Origin of the sequence: Intestinimonas sp. HCP28S3_D6 (genome assembly GCF_052065695.1) — a bacterium.
Lineage (GTDB): Bacteria > Bacillota > Clostridia > Oscillospirales > Oscillospiraceae > Intestinimonas.
This window is the reverse complement of record NZ_JBQHTM010000015.1, coordinates 1-15,390: the sequence shown is the minus strand read 5'-3', so window position 1 is coordinate 15,390 and position 15,390 is coordinate 1. Positions and strand designations below refer to the sequence as shown.

The 15,390-nt window shown below is 62.8% G+C and carries 17 protein-coding genes and 1 riboswitch; of the genes, 11 read left to right on the top strand and 6 right to left on the bottom strand.

What is annotated here, in order from left to right:
• Positions 1-25: 25 nt before the first annotated feature.
• On the bottom strand, positions 26-1,051 hold the full coding sequence (pheS, locus tag ACTNBK_RS06795) for a phenylalanine--tRNA ligase subunit alpha (protein WP_441144745.1): 1,026 nt from the start codon (positions 1,049-1,051) through the stop codon (positions 26-28).
• A 27-nt stretch (positions 1,052-1,078) separates the two neighbouring features.
• Entirely contained in the window at positions 1,079-1,438 is a 360-nt protein-coding gene (locus ACTNBK_RS06790) for an inorganic pyrophosphatase (protein ID WP_441144743.1), read from the bottom strand.
• Positions 1,439-1,807: 369 nt separating this feature from the next.
• On the opposite strand from ACTNBK_RS06790, the gene ACTNBK_RS06785 reads away from it, so the two are divergent.
• From ACTNBK_RS06785 to ACTNBK_RS06750, 8 genes are all read left to right on the top strand, one after another.
• On the top strand, positions 1,808-3,196 hold the full coding sequence (locus ACTNBK_RS06785; protein ID WP_441144741.1) for an MATE family efflux transporter: 1,389 nt from the start codon (positions 1,808-1,810) through the stop codon (positions 3,194-3,196).
• 13 nt (positions 3,197-3,209) lie between these two features.
• Positions 3,210-4,745, top strand: coding sequence for an NAD(P)H-hydrate dehydratase (locus ACTNBK_RS06780; RefSeq protein ID WP_441144739.1), 1,536 nt, complete (start codon positions 3,210-3,212; stop codon positions 4,743-4,745).
• A gap of 30 nt (positions 4,746-4,775) precedes the next feature.
• The gene (locus ACTNBK_RS06775; RefSeq protein ID WP_441144737.1) at positions 4,776-5,384 is read left to right on the top strand and encodes a hypothetical protein; all 609 of its coding nucleotides are present in this window, start codon (positions 4,776-4,778) and stop codon (positions 5,382-5,384) included.
• 35 nt (positions 5,385-5,419) lie between these two features.
• Positions 5,420-6,535 (top strand): alanine racemase, encoded by a 1,116-nt coding sequence (alr, locus tag ACTNBK_RS06770; protein ID WP_441144735.1) that lies wholly within the window; start codon positions 5,420-5,422, stop codon positions 6,533-6,535.
• A 195-nt stretch (positions 6,536-6,730) separates the two neighbouring features.
• Entirely contained in the window at positions 6,731-7,096 is a 366-nt protein-coding gene (locus ACTNBK_RS06765; RefSeq protein ID WP_130849812.1) for a type II toxin-antitoxin system PemK/MazF family toxin, read from the top strand.
• Between the two features lie 59 nt (positions 7,097-7,155).
• Positions 7,156-7,686, top strand: coding sequence for a hypothetical protein (locus ACTNBK_RS06760; RefSeq protein WP_441144733.1), 531 nt, complete (start codon positions 7,156-7,158; stop codon positions 7,684-7,686).
• A gap of 17 nt (positions 7,687-7,703) precedes the next feature.
• Entirely contained in the window at positions 7,704-7,979 is a 276-nt protein-coding gene (locus ACTNBK_RS06755) for a metal-sensing transcriptional repressor (RefSeq protein WP_130849814.1), read from the top strand.
• Between the two features lie 149 nt (positions 7,980-8,128).
• Complete coding sequence (locus tag ACTNBK_RS06750; protein WP_441144731.1) at positions 8,129-9,997, top strand: heavy metal translocating P-type ATPase; 1,869 nt, start codon at positions 8,129-8,131, stop codon at positions 9,995-9,997.
• A 63-nt stretch (positions 9,998-10,060) separates the two neighbouring features.
• On the opposite strand, the gene dinB is transcribed toward ACTNBK_RS06750, so the two are convergent.
• From dinB to ACTNBK_RS06730, 4 genes are all read right to left on the bottom strand, one after another.
• The gene (dinB, locus tag ACTNBK_RS06745; protein WP_441144729.1) at positions 10,061-11,317 is read right to left on the bottom strand and encodes a DNA polymerase IV; all 1,257 of its coding nucleotides are present in this window, start codon (positions 11,315-11,317) and stop codon (positions 10,061-10,063) included.
• Between the two features lie 69 nt (positions 11,318-11,386).
• Complete coding sequence (locus ACTNBK_RS06740; RefSeq protein WP_441144727.1) at positions 11,387-12,586, bottom strand: DUF2812 domain-containing protein; 1,200 nt, start codon at positions 12,584-12,586, stop codon at positions 11,387-11,389.
• Positions 12,583-12,900 (bottom strand): PadR family transcriptional regulator, encoded by a 318-nt coding sequence (locus ACTNBK_RS06735; RefSeq protein WP_441144725.1) that lies wholly within the window; start codon positions 12,898-12,900, stop codon positions 12,583-12,585. Before ACTNBK_RS06735 ends, ACTNBK_RS06740 begins: the two co-directional genes overlap by 4 nt.
• Positions 12,901-13,049: 149 nt before the next feature.
• Complete coding sequence (locus tag ACTNBK_RS06730; protein WP_294514535.1) at positions 13,050-13,736, bottom strand: ECF transporter S component; 687 nt, start codon at positions 13,734-13,736, stop codon at positions 13,050-13,052.
• Positions 13,737-13,862: 126 nt separating this feature from the next.
• A riboswitch (FMN riboswitch) is annotated at positions 13,863-14,004 on the bottom strand.
• A 166-nt stretch (positions 14,005-14,170) separates the two neighbouring features.
• Here ACTNBK_RS06730 and ACTNBK_RS06725 point away from each other — a divergent pair.
• From ACTNBK_RS06725 to ACTNBK_RS06715, 3 genes are all read left to right on the top strand, one after another.
• Positions 14,171-14,671, top strand: a complete 501-nt coding sequence (locus ACTNBK_RS06725; RefSeq protein ID WP_441144723.1) for an SLOG family protein — start codon at positions 14,171-14,173, stop codon at positions 14,669-14,671.
• Between the two features lie 140 nt (positions 14,672-14,811).
• Positions 14,812-15,192, top strand: a complete 381-nt coding sequence (locus ACTNBK_RS06720) for a BlaI/MecI/CopY family transcriptional regulator (RefSeq protein ID WP_441144721.1) — start codon at positions 14,812-14,814, stop codon at positions 15,190-15,192.
• Positions 15,189-15,332, top strand: a complete 144-nt coding sequence (locus ACTNBK_RS06715; protein ID WP_441144719.1) for a hypothetical protein — start codon at positions 15,189-15,191, stop codon at positions 15,330-15,332. The genes ACTNBK_RS06720 and ACTNBK_RS06715 overlap by 4 nt, the downstream gene beginning before the upstream one ends.
• Positions 15,333-15,390: the final 58 nt, after the last annotated feature.

The following is a 15,390-nucleotide window of genomic DNA, read 5'->3' as shown; positions in this document are numbered from 1 at the left end:
CGGTTCGCAGACATGGTTCAGTGCCTTAGAACTGCTCCAGGAAGCGCACATCATTTTCGAAAATGAGGCGCAGGTCGGCAATTTTGAAGCGCCGCATGGCGGTCCGCTCTAGGCCGATGCCGAAGGCCCAGCCGGAGTAGACATTGGTGTCGATGCCGGCCATCTCCAGCACCCGGGGGTGGATCATACCGGCGCCGAGGAGCTCGATCCAGCCCTCACCCTTGCAGGTGGGGCAGCCCACGCCGCCGCACTTGTGGCACTGCACGTCCATCTCGCAGGAGGGCTCGGTGAAGGGGAAGTGGTGGGGGCGGAAACGGGTCTTGGTGCCCTTGCCGTAGAGCTTCTCTACCACGGTGTTGAGGGTGCCCTTCAGATCGGCCATGGTGACGCCCTTGTCGATGACCATGCCCTCCACCTGGTGGAACATGGGGGAGTGGGTGGCATCCACCTCGTCCTTCCGGTACACCCGGCCGGGGGCGATGATACGGATGGGCAGCTCCATGGTGTCCATGGCCCGGACCTGCATGGGGGAGGTCTGGGAGCGGAGCATCACCCGGGAGTCCTCGTCAAAGTAGAAGGTGTCGGACCAATCCCGGGAGGGGTGGCCCTCCTCGGCGTTGAGACGGTCAAAGTTGTACTTGGCCAGCTCTACCTCGGGGCCGTCCAGCACGGTGAAGCCCATGCCGATAAAGATGTCCTTGATCTCATCCAGGGCGATATACATGGGGTGACGGTGACCGGCCTTGTAGGGCTTGCCGGGGATGGTCACGTCCAAAGCCTCGGCGGCCAGGCGGTCCTCCAGGGCCTTGGCCTCCAGCTCCTTGCCCCGGTGCTCCAGGGCCTTCTCCAGAGCGGCCCGGACCTCGTTGGCCAACTGACCCATGGCGGGTCGCTCCTCTGCGGAGAGCTTGCCCATCTGCTTCAGAACGGCGGTGAGCTCACCCTTCTTGCCCAGGTACTGGACCCGGAGGGCGTCCAGGGCGGCGGAGTCGTTGGCGGCCTCGAAGGCGGCCAGGGCCTGGGCGCGGATGTTTGCCAGTTGTTCTTTCATCGGTGCTTTCTTCCTTTCGGATGTTGATTATCGCGTGGAGTCGGGCCTGGGGATGAGCAGGCCCTTCATAGATGGACTGCGATTGTGAAAATCCAGGACCAGCTGGATTTCCCCCCGGGTACAGCCCAGAAGGAGTTTTACTTCGCTGTCGCGCTTTTCCAGGTCCACGGTACAGATGACGGCATTCAGAGTCTGGGCGGGGTCGGAGCCCAGCCAGACATCCACGCCCTCGCCGTCCATGGAGGAGGTCTGTGCCAGATAGCCGTAGTCCAGAGGGTAGATAAGCGCGGGGAAGCGGGGATGGGCGGACCCCCGGGGGCGGTCGATGACCAGCCGGGACCGGTGGATCAGCTCGTCCAGCGCGGACCAGAAATCCGGATTTTCCATGGCTGCCTCCTGATTTGGACGACAAAAAAGCCTTCCGTCCCATCAATTTGGGACGAAAGGCCAGCCTTCCGCGGTACCACCCGTATTCCCGCGCACAGCACGCGGGCACTCTCGCCCGGGTAACGGCGGGCGGGGCCGTCCCTGTCTCCAAGGCCGCTCCGGGGCGAACCAAGCACGGCGTCCACGGTCTGGCTCTCAGCCGGTGACCAGACCTCTCTTGGCGGCGGTTTCGCACTATTTTCCCCTTCTACGCATTTACAAATGTACTTTATATCACATAAATGGGAAAATTGCAAGATAAAATTGACTCACTACCATTCAGGGACTATAATGGGGGACAGTTCAGCGCAAAAGAGAGGAGGCGGGAGCGTGAAACAGGACCGGCGGGCGTTGCTGCTCTATGAGCCCAACCTTTATAAGGCCTTCCTCACCCTGGCCCTGCCCGTGTTCGGCGCCAACTTCATGAAGGCCTTCAACGAGCTGGTGGACACCTTCTTCATCGGCCAGACCGCCAACTCCGTGGCCGCCCAGGCGGGGGTGTTTATCTCCTGGCCTCTCATCAATATCTTTGCTGCCTTTCAGGTGGGCTTCGGGGTGGCTGGTGTGGCGGTGGTGAGTCAACTTTTGGGGGCGGGACGCCGGGAGGAGGCCCGGGAGAACGCCGGGGTCCTGCTGGCGGTGGCCGTCCTCTTCGGCGTGGTGCTCAATGCCCTCCTCTATCTGGTGTCCCCCTGGGTCATGACCTTTACCGGCGCCGTCGGCGATGTATTTACATGCAGTGTCTCCTACCTGCGGGTGCGCTCCTTTGAGCTGGTCTTCACTTTCATCTTCGCCGCCTTTCAGGCGGTGCGGCAGGCCCAGGGGGATACAGTGACCCCAGTGGTCTTGTCAGTGAGTGCCGTACTGCTCAACATCGTGCTCACCGGAGCCTTTGTTCAGGGCCTGGGTATGGGGGTCTTCGGTGCAGGGCTGGCCACGGTGCTGGGCAACGTGGCCGTGGCACCGGTGTGCCTCTTCCTCCTCTTTTCCAAGAGGCAGGCCCTCCATCTGGAGTGGGGCCGCATCACCCTCTCCTGGCCCATCCTCTTCCGTTTGACCCGCATCGCCGCCCCGGCGGCCTTCAGTCAGGCGCTGAGCTCCTTGGGCTTCCTGGTGCTCCAGACCGTCATCCTCAGCTACGGCGAGGCGGTGACGGCGGCCTTCAGCATCGGCAACAAGATCTCCAACATCCTGCTCATGCCGGTGCTGGCCCTGGGCTCGGTGCTGGCGGCCTACGTGGGCCAGAACATCGGCGCCGGCAACGGGGCCCGGGCCCGGCAGGCCTACCGGGTGAGCCGGAACATCGGTTTTGTCATTGCAGTGGTGGGGAGTCTGATCCTGCTGCCCTTCCGGGTGGAGCTGGTGGGGCTCCTCAGCAATGATGGCGCTACCCGCATCGCCGCCGTGGAGTACATATTCTGGGTGCTTCTCACCCAGCCCCTTATGTCTCTCTTCCAGAATTATCTTGGGGTATTCAACGGCTCCGGCAAGACCATCTACGCATTCTGGATGTCCACTGCCCGGCTATGGCTGGTGCGGCTCCCCCTCATTATGTTTTTCAAGCATTTTACCGCCGTGGGCAGCACCGGCGTCTGGTACGCCATGGTGCTGAGTAATTTTATTATCCTGTTCCTTGGAGCCTTCCTGTACCGAAGAGTGGACTTTACCCCCTGCCGGGCGGTAATGGAGGAGGAACAGGCTGCGTTTGAGAATTTGTAGGAGGAATTGATTTATGAAGATCGCCACATCGGAGCAGATGCGGGGACTGGACCGATCCGCCATCCGGGAGCGGGGGATTCCCTCTTTACAGCTCATGGAGCGGGCCGCCGCCGCAGTGGTGGAGCGCTGTCTGGAGCGGATGGCGGGGAAGGAGAAAAGAAGGGTGGCCGTTTTCTGCGGCGCCGGCAATAACGGCGGCGACGGTGTGGCCGCCGCCCGGCAGCTGATGGAGGCCGGCGTGGAGGTCCGCTGCTTCCTGGTGGGCCGCCGGGACAAGATGACGCCCGACTGCCGGGAGATGGAAGCACATTTGGAGGCAGCAGGTGGAAAGTTAGAGGACTTTACAGCTGATCCCGCCTTTGCGGCCTGGTGTCTGGACTGTGATCTGATGGTGGATGCCCTCTTCGGCATTGGTCTCAATACGGAGCTGCGGGGAGATGCCTATACCGCCGTACAGATGATGAACACCTGCTCGGTACCGGTGGTGGCGGTGGACATCGCCAGCGGTGTGGAGGCAGATACCGGTCGGGTGTTGGGCTGCGCGGTAGAGGCGGCAGAGACCGTTACCTTCACACTGCCCAAGGTGGGCAATCTTCTGGGGGAGGGGGGTGCCATGGCCGGTCAGCTCACCGTGGCCGACATCGGTATCCCCGATGACCTTGTCCGGAAGGTGGAGAGTCATCTCCATGCTGTCTTTCCCCGGGAGCTTCACCTGCCCAGAAGAGACCGGGATTCCCATAAGGGAAACTATGGTAAAGTATATATCCTTGCGGGTAGTGTGGGGTACAGCGGTGCTCCTATCCTGGCTGCCCGGGCGGCGGTGCGGTGTGGGGCCGGCCAGGTATCCTTGGGAGTGCCGGGCCCGGTGTGGCCCATTGCCGCCCAGAAGCTGGATGAAGCCATGCCCCACCCGCTCCCCGCCTCCAAGGACGGTATGCTCTCTCTGGAGGCGGCGGAAGAAGTGCTGCGGCGGTTGGAGCCCTGCGGGGTGTGCCTCATTGGTCCCGGCTTGGGCCGGGGCAACAGTGTGGGCTCGGTGGTGCGGCATCTGCTGAAGACGGTCCGGCTGCCTGTGGTGCTGGACGCCGACGGCATAAACGCCTTGGCCGGGCATATAGATGGATTGGATGTCCGTCAAGGGGAGTGTACGGTGCTCACCCCCCACGACGGCGAGTTTGCCCGGCTGGGCGGCGATCTCTCCACTGGGGACCGGCTTTCGGCGGCCCGGGCCTTTGCCGCCGAGCACGGCTGCGTACTGGTGCTCAAGGGCCACCGCACCATTACCGCCTTCCCCGATGGAGAGGCCTATGTGAACACCACCGGCAACCCCGGTATGGCCAAGGGGGGGAGCGGCGATGTACTCAGCGGCATGATCCTCTCTCTGTTGGGTCAGGGATTCCCACCTCGGGTGGCGGTGCCCATGGCGGTGTGCCTCCACGGCATGGCGGGCGATCTGTGTGCCGGGGAGCTGGGGGAGTACGGCATGACCCCCGGCGACATGATCGACCGGCTGCCTCTGGTGCTCATGGGCATCACAAGGAACAGCTGAGCACCGAAAACCAGGACAGGAGGCGGAGCTGTGCGTAGAGCGGCTTGCGCACTGATGATGACCCTGTGCCTTGTGCTCTCCGGGTGCGGTGGGCAGGCCACAGATGAGGTAGACCAGCTGACCCTGGACATACGGGGAGAGTACCTAGCCCTGGATCGGGTGACGGCACAGATGGAGGTGGGCGCGGACTATGGGCGCCGCGTGTATGCCTATACCATGGAGCTGGACTGGCAGCGGGAGGGGGACACCACCGTCACCGTGACTGCGCCGGAGACGGTGGCTGGGATCACCGCCCGGATCACCGCCGGAGAGACTTTTCTGGAGTACGACGGCGTTAGTCTAGAAACGGGCCCACTGGATGAGAGCGGGCTCTCCCCTGTAGGGGCAGGTGTTTTTCTGATGAAGGCTGCCACGGAGGGGTTTATCGCCGAGAGCGGCTTCGAGACTCTGGAGGAGCGGGACTGCCTGCGGCTCCTCTGTCGGGACCCGGAGGGGACGCCGGGGGAGGGGACGGAGTGCATCCTCTGGTTTGACAAGGATACCCATGACTTGCTGCGGGGGGAGATCTCCGTGGACGGTCAGCGGGTCATCGAGTGTGCCTTCACCACGTTTGAAAGAACGCAGAGCGGAGGTGCGTAGAGACCCAAATATAGATATAGTGAGGCGTAAAGATCATGGACGATGCACAGAAGAGGACCTGGGCGGAGATCGACTTGGGGCGGCTGGCCCGGAACTACCACGCCCTCCGGGGGCTGACGCCGCCGGGCTGCAAATTCCTGGGCGTGGTGAAGGCCAACGCCTACGGACACGGCGCCGTGCCGGTGGCCAAGAAGCTGGAGGAGCTGGGAGCGGACTACCTGGCCGTGGCCTGCCTGGACGAGGCCCTGGAGCTGCGGAACGCCGGGATCAAGCTGCCCATCCTCATCCTGGGGGTGACGCCGGCGGAGTACGCCGGTGTCCTGCTGGAGCATGACATCACACAGGCAGTGGGGGATCTGGAGCTGGCCCAGGCCCTCTCGGCTGCGGCTGTGGCGGCGGGCCGGAAGGCCAAGGTCCACATCAAGGTGGACACCGGCATGTCCCGGCTGGGCTTTTTGTGGAGCCAGGGGGCGGAGGAGAACATCCGCCGTGTGTACGGCCTGCCCGGCCTGGAGTGTGAGGGGATCTTCACCCATTTTGCCAACGCCGACGGGGACGAGGCCTACACCATGGAGCAGTTCACCCGCTTCCTGGACCTGCTGGGACACCTGGAGCGGGAGGGCGTGACCTTTCCAATTCGCCATTGCGCCGCCAGCGCCGCTGTGTTAAACTATCCCTGTACCCATTTGGATATGGTTCGGCCCGGGATCGCCCTCTACGGCCACTATCCCGCCGCCGGTATGGAGTATACCTGCCCCCTGGAGCCAGTCATGACCTTGAAGACCCGTGTGGCGGCGGTCCGCAGCCTGGTCGCCGGTACGCCGGTAAGCTACGGATGTACCCATGTCCTGAAACGGGACAGCCGCCTGGCCGTGCTGCCCGTGGGCTATGCGGATGGCTTTTTCCGCCTGTTTTCCAACCGGCTGGAGGTAGAGATCAAGGGCCGGAGGGTGCCTCTGGTGGGCCGGGTGTGCATGGACATGTGCATGGCCGATGTCACCGACCTGCCCGAGGCGGAGGCCGGCGATGTGGTGACCCTCTACGGTGACGAGGTGCCGGTGGAGAACGGCGCTGACCTGGTGGGCACCATCCAGTACGAGCTCCTCTGCGACGTGGCGCCCCGGGTGCCCCGCATCTACCTGGAAGGCTGAACGGCCCCGCCCCGCCGGGCATATGCTGAAGGGGGAGGTTCCGCCGGGCAGGCGGCGGGAGGGCCCGCCGCGCTTCGATTTTAGAGACCTGGCGTATAATTCCCGCCGCCCCGTGGGAGAATCATAGTGTCGGTGTTACATAGGCCTCGGCCTTGGTGACACTGCGCACTATCTTCCAGCGGAGTGTGAGCATACGTGGACAACAGCGTAAAACGCGGCGATATTTTCTACGCAGATCTGAGCCCTGTGGTGGGAAGTGAGCAGGGGGGTGTCCGGCCGGTGCTGATCATCCAGAACAACACCGGCAACCGCCACAGCCCCACGGTCATCGCAGCCGCCATCACGTCTCAGACGGGGAAGGCCAAGCTCCCCACCCACATCGAGCTGGCCGCCATGAGCTGCGGCCTGCCCAAGGATTCCGTGATCCTGCTGGAGCAGATCCGGACCCTGGACAAACGGCGGCTCCGGGAACGGATGGGCTGTCTGGATGAGAAGCTGATGCACCGGGTGGACTCCGCCATTGCCGTCAGCTTTGGCCTGCATCCGGAAGAACTGGTATAAGGGACAGCCGGTCGGACGCCGGTCCGGCCGGTCCCTCTTTTTTGCTATGGAGGTTACATATGAAAACGCGCCGCAAGACCCTTCTCACCACAGCCCTCTCCGTGGGCGTCCTCACCCTGCTGCTGGGGGCCGCCGCGGGGAGCCAGACCGACCCTCTGGTCACCATGAGCTATCTCAATGACGTCAACACCCCTGCCATTCTCAAGCAGGTGGACTCCAAACTGGACAGCCGGGAGCAGGCTTTGGTGGACAAGCTGGATGGGGTGGCCGACACCTATGCCCAGGAGGTGGAGTCCCTCGTGGGCTCCTCCGGCGGGAGCGCTTCCTCCTCCGTCTTCTCCGTGGTGACGGTGAAGGCGGGACAGCAGCTGTTGGGCTCTACCGGCTGTGAGATGCTGCTGCGCAACGGTTCCGCCACCTGCGTGGCGGTCTCAGCTCCCGGCCTGGTGGACTCTACGGATGGTTCCACCTTGGCCTCCGGCGGCGCCGTCCAGCCCAACCACCTCTACCTCGTCACTGCCGACGGCAGAGGGCTAAAGGCCACCGCCGACGCCACGGTGATGGTCCGGGGCAGCTATACCATTTCCTGAGGCGGGAGGGGAAGACAGTGAGACAGTGTATGGATGCGGAAAATCTTCACCGCCGTCTCAAAAAGATCATTGGACAGGTACAGGCCATTGACCGTATGGTGGATGAGGATGTCCCCTGCGAGGATGTGCTTTTACAGATCAACGCCGCCAAATCCGCGCTCCACAAGGTGGGACAGGTGGTGCTGGAAGGACACATCAACCACTGTGTCCGGGACGGTATCGAGCATGGAGACGCCGAGCAGACCATCGCCAGCTTCACCAAAGCTGTGGAGCGGTTCGCCAACATGAAATAAGATCAAGGTCCCCGGACGGAGCAGGACTCCGTCCGGGGACCTTTTCTCTTTCCTCAAAGTGCCGGCTGTCCCTTGACAACCTATACCCCCATAGGTATAATCACACATGAAGAGAAACCATAAGGGGTATTGGTATCTGGAGGTGGCGTATGGAGCGACTGGAGAAACTTCTGGCCTGGGGTGGCGTCAAGCGGGATGTTCTGTTTCTGATCTTGTCAGCGGCGGCTCTGGGGTGCAGCATCGCGGGTGTTTCCCCCTTTCCCTTTGACATGGCTTGGGTGGCCATCGTGCTGTGCGGCGTGCCCATCATTCTCGAGGCGGTCATCGGCCTGGTGACGGCTTTTGACATCAAGGCAGATGTGCTGGTATCCATGGCCCTCATCGCGTCCGTGGCCATCGGCGAGGACTTCGCGGCGGGTGAGGTGGCCTTTATTATGCAGCTGGGGGCCCTCCTGGAGGACCTTACCGTGGCGAAGGCACGTGCGGGCATCGAGAAGCTGGTTCGCCTGACGCCCCGCACGGCCCGGCGGCTGTCGGACAACGGAGAGGAGATCATCCCTGCCGAGCAGGTGCGGGTGGGGGATCGGCTGCGGGTTCTCCCCGGGGAGACGGTGCCGGTGGATGGTGTCATTCGGGCGGGGCAGACCTCCATTGACCAGTCGGTGATGACCGGCGAGTCCCTGCCGGTGGACAAGGAAGTGGGAGATGAAGTCTCCAGCGGCACCGTCAACCAGTTCGGCGCCTTTGATATGGAGGCCACCAAAGTGGGGGAGGACAGCGCCATCCAGCGGATGATCCGGCTGGTCCAGTCGGCGGACGCCGGGAAGGCCAAGATCGTGGGCCTGGCCGACCGCTGGGCCACCTGGGTGGTGGTAGTGGCCGTGGCTGCGGCCGGACTTACTTGGCTTATTACCGGAGAGATCATCCGGGCGGTGACCATCCTGGTGGTCTTTTGTCCCTGCGCTCTGGTGCTGGCCACGCCCACCGCCATCATGGCGGCCATCGGAAACGCCACCCGGTACGGCTTTCTGGTCCGGGAGGGAGACGCGTTGGAACGGCTGGCAGGGGTATCTGATGTGGCCTTTGACAAGACAGGTACGCTCACCCTGGGCACTCCTAAGGTGGTGGAGATTTGCAGCTGTTCCCCTAACCATGACCAGGGCCAGGTGTACGCCTGGGCGGCCAGCGCGGAGCTCCGGTCGGAGCACCCTCTGGGACGGGCGGTAGTGTGCTGCTATCAGGAACTGGGGGCGGGTGAGGCCGTCCAGCCCACGGAGTTTCAAATGCTGCCGGGCCGGGGCGTTCGGGCCGTGGTGGGGGAGAGGACCCTGACGGCGGGCAACGAGGCTCTGTTGGAGGAGAGCGGCATATCCATTCCAGATCAGGCCAGGGAACGGGTGGCGGACTGTCTGAAAGAGGGGTGTACTGTGATCTACTTAGCGGCAGATGGGGTACTGGTGGGCTTTCTGGCCCTGGCCGACACACTGAGGCCAGATGCCGCCGATACCGTCCGCGGGGTGCGGGAGGCTGGAGTGGAACCGGTGCTCCTCACCGGCGACCACGCCAATGCTGCCTGCCATATCGCTCAGGCACTGGGAATCCAGACGGTCCGCTCCGACTGTCTGCCGGAGGACAAGCTGAATTGGATCGGGGCGGAGCAGGAAAAGGGACGACAGGTCTGTATGGTGGGAGACGGCATCAACGATGCGCCCGCCCTGAAAAAAGCCCAAGTGGGCATTGCCATGGGGGTTGTGGGCAGTGATATTGCCATAGATGCTGCCGACATCGCCCTGGTCAACGACGATATACACGCCCTGCCTCATCTGCTCTCCCTGTCCAGGCGGATGATGACCACCATACGGTTTAATCTGACATTTTCCATGGTTCTCAATTTCCTGGCCATCCTTTTGGCCATGACCGGTGTGCTCAACCCAGTGGTGGGCGCCCTGGTCCATAATGCCGGATCGGTGCTGGTTATCATCAACTCCGCCCTCCTGCTGCGGTGGCGTCGCAAGTGAAGAAACAGCCCGCCCTCCGCACCGTGATCGGTGCAGGGAGCGGGCTTGCCTGTCATGACAGGTTCAGTCACGGCTGGAGCCGCCGGGAGGTGGAATGCTGCCGGCGTGACCGGCGGGGTGGTCGATGTCCTCCCCCATGGTGACGGCGGAGCAGATAGCGGTCTTGCCGTACTTGGTCCGGATGCCGTCCATGGCCCGCTCCAGCTGTTCCCGCCGTTCCCGGCGGGGGGTGGCGTCAGCGGCAAAGAGGTCCAGCTGCTCTCCGGCCTCCCCCTCGGGGATCAGGTTCTGCCCCGTGATGGTGAGGGCCCGGATGGGGGCGCTGCCGTTCCAGGAGGACCGGATGAGTCCCAGGGCCGCCCGGCCAATGTCCTGGGCCGTGCAGGAGGGTGCCTCCAGCCGTGTCTGACGGCAGATGTCCTTGAAATTGGGGTCCCGTATGGTGACCTGGACGGTGGTGCACTTCATGGCGTGCTTGCGCAGCCGGGCGGCCACGCTGTCGGAGAGGAGGGCCACCCCGGTGTGGATATCCTTCCAGCCCACCAGGTTCCGGCGGAAGGTGATGCCGTTGCCCACCGACTTGGGGGGCGGCGTCTCCCCGGCCCGGGTTACCGGGCTGTGCTCCAGCCCGGCGGCGTACTCGTAGAGCTGTCCGCCCTGCTTGCCCAGCAGATGCTCCAGCCGCTCCCGGCCGAAGGCGGCCAGGTCCCCGATGGTGTGGACGCCGTACTGGTGCAGCACCCGGGCCGATGCCCGGCCCACGAAGAGGAGGTCGGTCACCGGCAGAGGCCACACCTTTTCCGGCACGTCGGCCCGGGTGAGGACGGTGGTGGCGTCCGGTTTTTTCATGTCGCTGCCCAGCTTGGCAAAAACCTTGTTGAAGGAGACCCCCACGCTGATGGTGAGCCCTGTCTCCTCCTTCACGGTGTTGCGGATCCGGTCGGCGATGACTCTGCCGTCCCCGCCGAAGAGATGCATGGAGCCGGTGATGTCCAGCCAACTCTCGTCGATGCCGAAGGGCTCCACCAGGTCGGTGTAACGCTCGTAGATGGCGTTGACCCGTTTGGACCACAACCGGTACTGGTCGTGGTGGGCGGGGAGGAGGATGAGGTCGGGACATTTCCGCCGGGCCTGCCAGATGGTCTCCGCCGTCTTGACCTGGAATTTCTTGGCCGCCTCGTTCTTGGCCAGAATGATGCCGTGGCGGCTCTCTGGGTCGCCGCACACCGCCACCGGCTTGTCCCGCAACTCCGGCTTGTCCCGAAGCTCCACCGAAGCGTAAAAGCCGTTGAGGTCACAGTGCAGGATGGTCCGGTCCATGTCTCTACCCCCTTTCCCACAGTGTACCACAGGAAATTCAGCTAGTCAAACACCTGTTCGATTGAATCCTTACCTATCCCACCGGAGAAGGGCGGCCACCCGGTCCAGATGCTCGGTCAGGTCCCGGCTGCCGGTGTAATCCAGATAGACCACCCGGTTCCCCAGCCGGGCGAAGAGCTGCTGGCCGCCGTAGTCTACGTCCTCCGCCACCACCAGCCGGTCAAAGCCGGGGGCGGACAGCTCCTCCACCGCGTAGCGCTCCGGTACGTAGCGGAGGTCGTAGAGCTCATAGTCCATCAGGTCCTCCAGCATGGGACCGGCCAGGAAGGGGAGGGTCAGGTTGTACCACTCCATCTTCAGATAGCGCCGCTCCCCGTCCACAGTGCCAGTCTGTGTCACTTCATAGATCCGGGCCAGAGGCCGGCAGTCGTAGGAGACGAAGTTGTCCCGATCAGGCCCCTCATAGCCGGGGTAGTAAAAGGGCTCCGGGGCGTAGCCATCCCCCTCCAGCTCCGCCAGGGAGAGCACCGGGGCGGGGCGGTCCAGGTCGGAGAGCTCCATATCCCACCGGGTCACCCCGGCGAAATGGGCGGCGGTGAAGCCGATCTGAACGAGGGCGGCGATGGACAGCAGGAGGGTATAGCCCTGCCGCACCAGACCGGTGTGCCGCCAGTGCCGTGGCCGCTGGTGGGGGATGCCCGCCCGGAGCCGCCTCCTCAGACGGCACAGGCCCCACACTCCCCAGGAAAAGTAGAGGATGAGGGCCACATCCGCAAGGATGACCAAGTTGGTATAGAGGGAGCTGAACCGGACCAGGCTTAGGACCAGGCCGAAGGAGCTGGCCAGGCGGGCCCATACCATGAAGGCCACCAGAGCCGCCATCAGGACCAGTAGGAGCCACACAAACCGGGTCAGATTCTTGGTGAGCCGGTCCAGGGTGTAGCTCTGGGTCACCGGATCGGTGTGGAACTCGGGGGCGTCCGGGTCAGCCGTCCGGAATAGGGCCAGATAGCCGATCTTACCCACATAGCTCCAGCCCATGTCATCGTAGTCGGCGGCCTGGGCAGGGATGGTGTTTCCGCCCTTTTCCGTAGGTTCCGCGTGGTAGCGTACCCGGGCCGGCTCGCCGGGACGGAACTGGGCGAAAAAGGTCCCGAATTTTTGGAAATGGAGCCCCTTGGCCGCCATCTCCTCCAGCCACAGCTCCAGGCCGTCCAGGTCCAGGAAGTCCACCGGGACCAGCCTGCGCACGATCTTCTGTTCCTTCATGGCCGTTCCTCCTCACTCTCGGCGTCGGCCACGCAGGCGCGCAGCCGGGCCACCTCCTCCTGATACCGTTTTTCACCGCTTTCCGTGAGCTGATAGGTCCGCTTCCGGCCCTCCACGGCGATCTCTGTGAGAAAGCCCTCCTCCTGGAACTTGCCCAGAATGGTGTAGAGGGTGCCGGGCCCCATGTTCACCCGGCCCTTGGTCTTGCGGGAGACGAAGTCGGCCACCTCAGTGCCGCACAGGGACTGCTTCCGGAAGGCCATGAGCACATAGAACATAGTTTCGGTGAGAGATTCCAGGGATTTTTTTCCCATGGGCGGCCTCCTTTCTAATATCGCAGCTCGATATCGTCTATCGATATCATAACATCGAGGAACGATATCGTCAAGGGGGCGCATAGAAAAAAGAAAACTCCCCCGGCGGTGGGCCGGGGGAGCCAAACGTAATAGGGGAGGGGTGGAATTCAGATGATGCCCCAGAGGACCAGGGCCAGCAGGACAAAGGTGGCCAGCAGCACCAGGGAGAAGAGGAGGAACCCGGCGCTGGAGCGGCGGGAGGGCTGGGCGCTGGTGGAGGGAGCCACCAGGCCGGACCGGCGCAGGGCGGTGACCACGGGCTTGTAAAGCAGAAGGGTGGCGGCCATGTTCATGCCGCCCTTGACCAGGTTGAAGGGGAGGATGATGGGCACCAGCATGGCGGCTACGGCCTCACGGGGCATACCCTGGTAGATGGGGGTGAGGAAGTAGTTCCACAGCAGCATGATCACGGTGAGGGCCACCACGCCGGAGGCCAGACCCAGCACAGCGCCGGTCATGGTGTGGCGCTTCTTGTAGATGAAGGTGGCGGTGCAGCAGAAGGCGCAGGTGGCCAGGGCGTTCATGATGAAGCCGATGATGCCGGTGTGGCTGACGGTGATCATCTCCACAAAGGCAACCACGATGGCCATGGAGGCGGCGGCCATGGGCCCGAAGACGAAGCCGCCAATGCAGATGACCACGTCCTTGAAGTCGAAATCCAGGAAGCCGCTGACGCTGGGCAGCAGCTTGGACACCAGCATGACGACAAAGGCGATGGCGGAGAGCATGGCCAGGGTGGTGATGGTCTTGGTGTTGGTAGCCGGACGGGCCTTGACCAGTGTGGGATCGGACATAAAAATACGCGCTCCTTCCGGACGCGGCCACATTCCGGCCGCGCCCCATGTAAAGTAGAAAACACCCGAAAGACCCAATGCCTTCCAGGTGTTAAACACGTTACATGGGGAGAGGTGCGCGTTTGAACACATCTTCTTCCATCCAGACTTCGCACTCATCGAGAGCGCGTCACTGTCGGTCCCGGAGTTCCACCGGGTCAGCCGCGCGGAAGCGCGGGTCGCGGACTGTACCGCCGATCGGGATTTTCACCCTGCCCTGAAGACATTTTTGATTCAGTTGTTTTCTCTATCTGCTATTATACATGGTCCCGGCAAAAATGCAAGCCCCAATTTTAAGAAACAAATGTTCGATATCCGTTGACTTGTCCGGCAGGATATACTACAATGGCAGAGACAAGAATGACAGGATAGGCGGAAAGGGGAGAGGACAGGGCGTGAAAAGAGAGACCACCTGCTGCTTTACCGGCCACCGGTCCAACAAACTCCCCTGGGGGAACGACGAGTCCGACCCCCGCTGCGTGGACCTGAAGAACCGGCTGAGGGCGGCGCTGGCGACGGCCTACGCCGACGGCTACCGCCACTTTCTCTGCGGCATGGCCCTGGGCTGCGACCTCTATTTCTGCGAGGCGGTGCTGGACCTGCGGGATCGGCATGAGGACGTCACGGTGGAGGCCGCCGTCCCCTGTGAGGAACAGTGCGCACGGTGGCGGGAACGGGACCGGAACCGGTACTTTGCTCTGCTGGAGCGGTGTGACTATGAGACCCTGGTCCAGCACCGCTATACCGCCGGATGCATGCAGCGCCGGGACCGGTACATGGTAGACCGCTCCCAGCGCATCATCGCCGCCTATGACGGCAGGACCCTGGGAGGGACCATGTATACCCTGACCTATGCCCTGCGTCAGGGACTGGAGACCGTGATTTTAGATCTGTAACAAGAGGTCCTGTGCCGGAAAATACCGGCGCAGGACCTCTTTCTGCATTTGCAAAAAATATCTTGACAACAAACTTCTGCAAATGTAGAATATAGCTACAGAAGGACTTCTGCAAATGCAAAATATAGGGGGCTCCCAAGGTGAAGGAAAACAAACGGCTGCCGGAATCGGAATTGGATATCATGCTGGTGGTGTGGGCCGGCGGGGGAGGGGTTACCGCCCCCGCCATCCTGGAGCATCTGGAGCGGCCCCTGACGGCCAGCGCCCTCCACAGCTACCTCAAGCGGTTGGAGGAGAAGGGCTTTCTCGCCTGCACAAAGGAGGGCAAGACCAATGTCTACACCCCCCTGGTGAGCCGGGAGGACTACCAGCGCAGCGAAGGGAGGAGCATTCTCCAAAAGCTCTACGGTGGCTCTCTCTCTCGGTTTGCCGCCGCCCTTTATGACGGGGGCAGGGTGGCGCCGGAGGAGGTGGCGGCCCTCCAGGCCCTCCTGGACAAGCTGAAGGAGGGAGAGCGATGATGGCGGAACTGGTGGGTCGGCTGGGGCATCTCTCCCTGACGGTGTCGGTGGTGCTGTTGCCCCTGCTGCTGCTGAGCACCCTGATCCAGGGAATCTCTGATTTAATCCGCACTACCATAAAGGCTCCGGATGTGGGATAATAACACTATCAACGCAATGGTGGTGTATGGGGATGAAGAAACAGGAAACATTTACGGA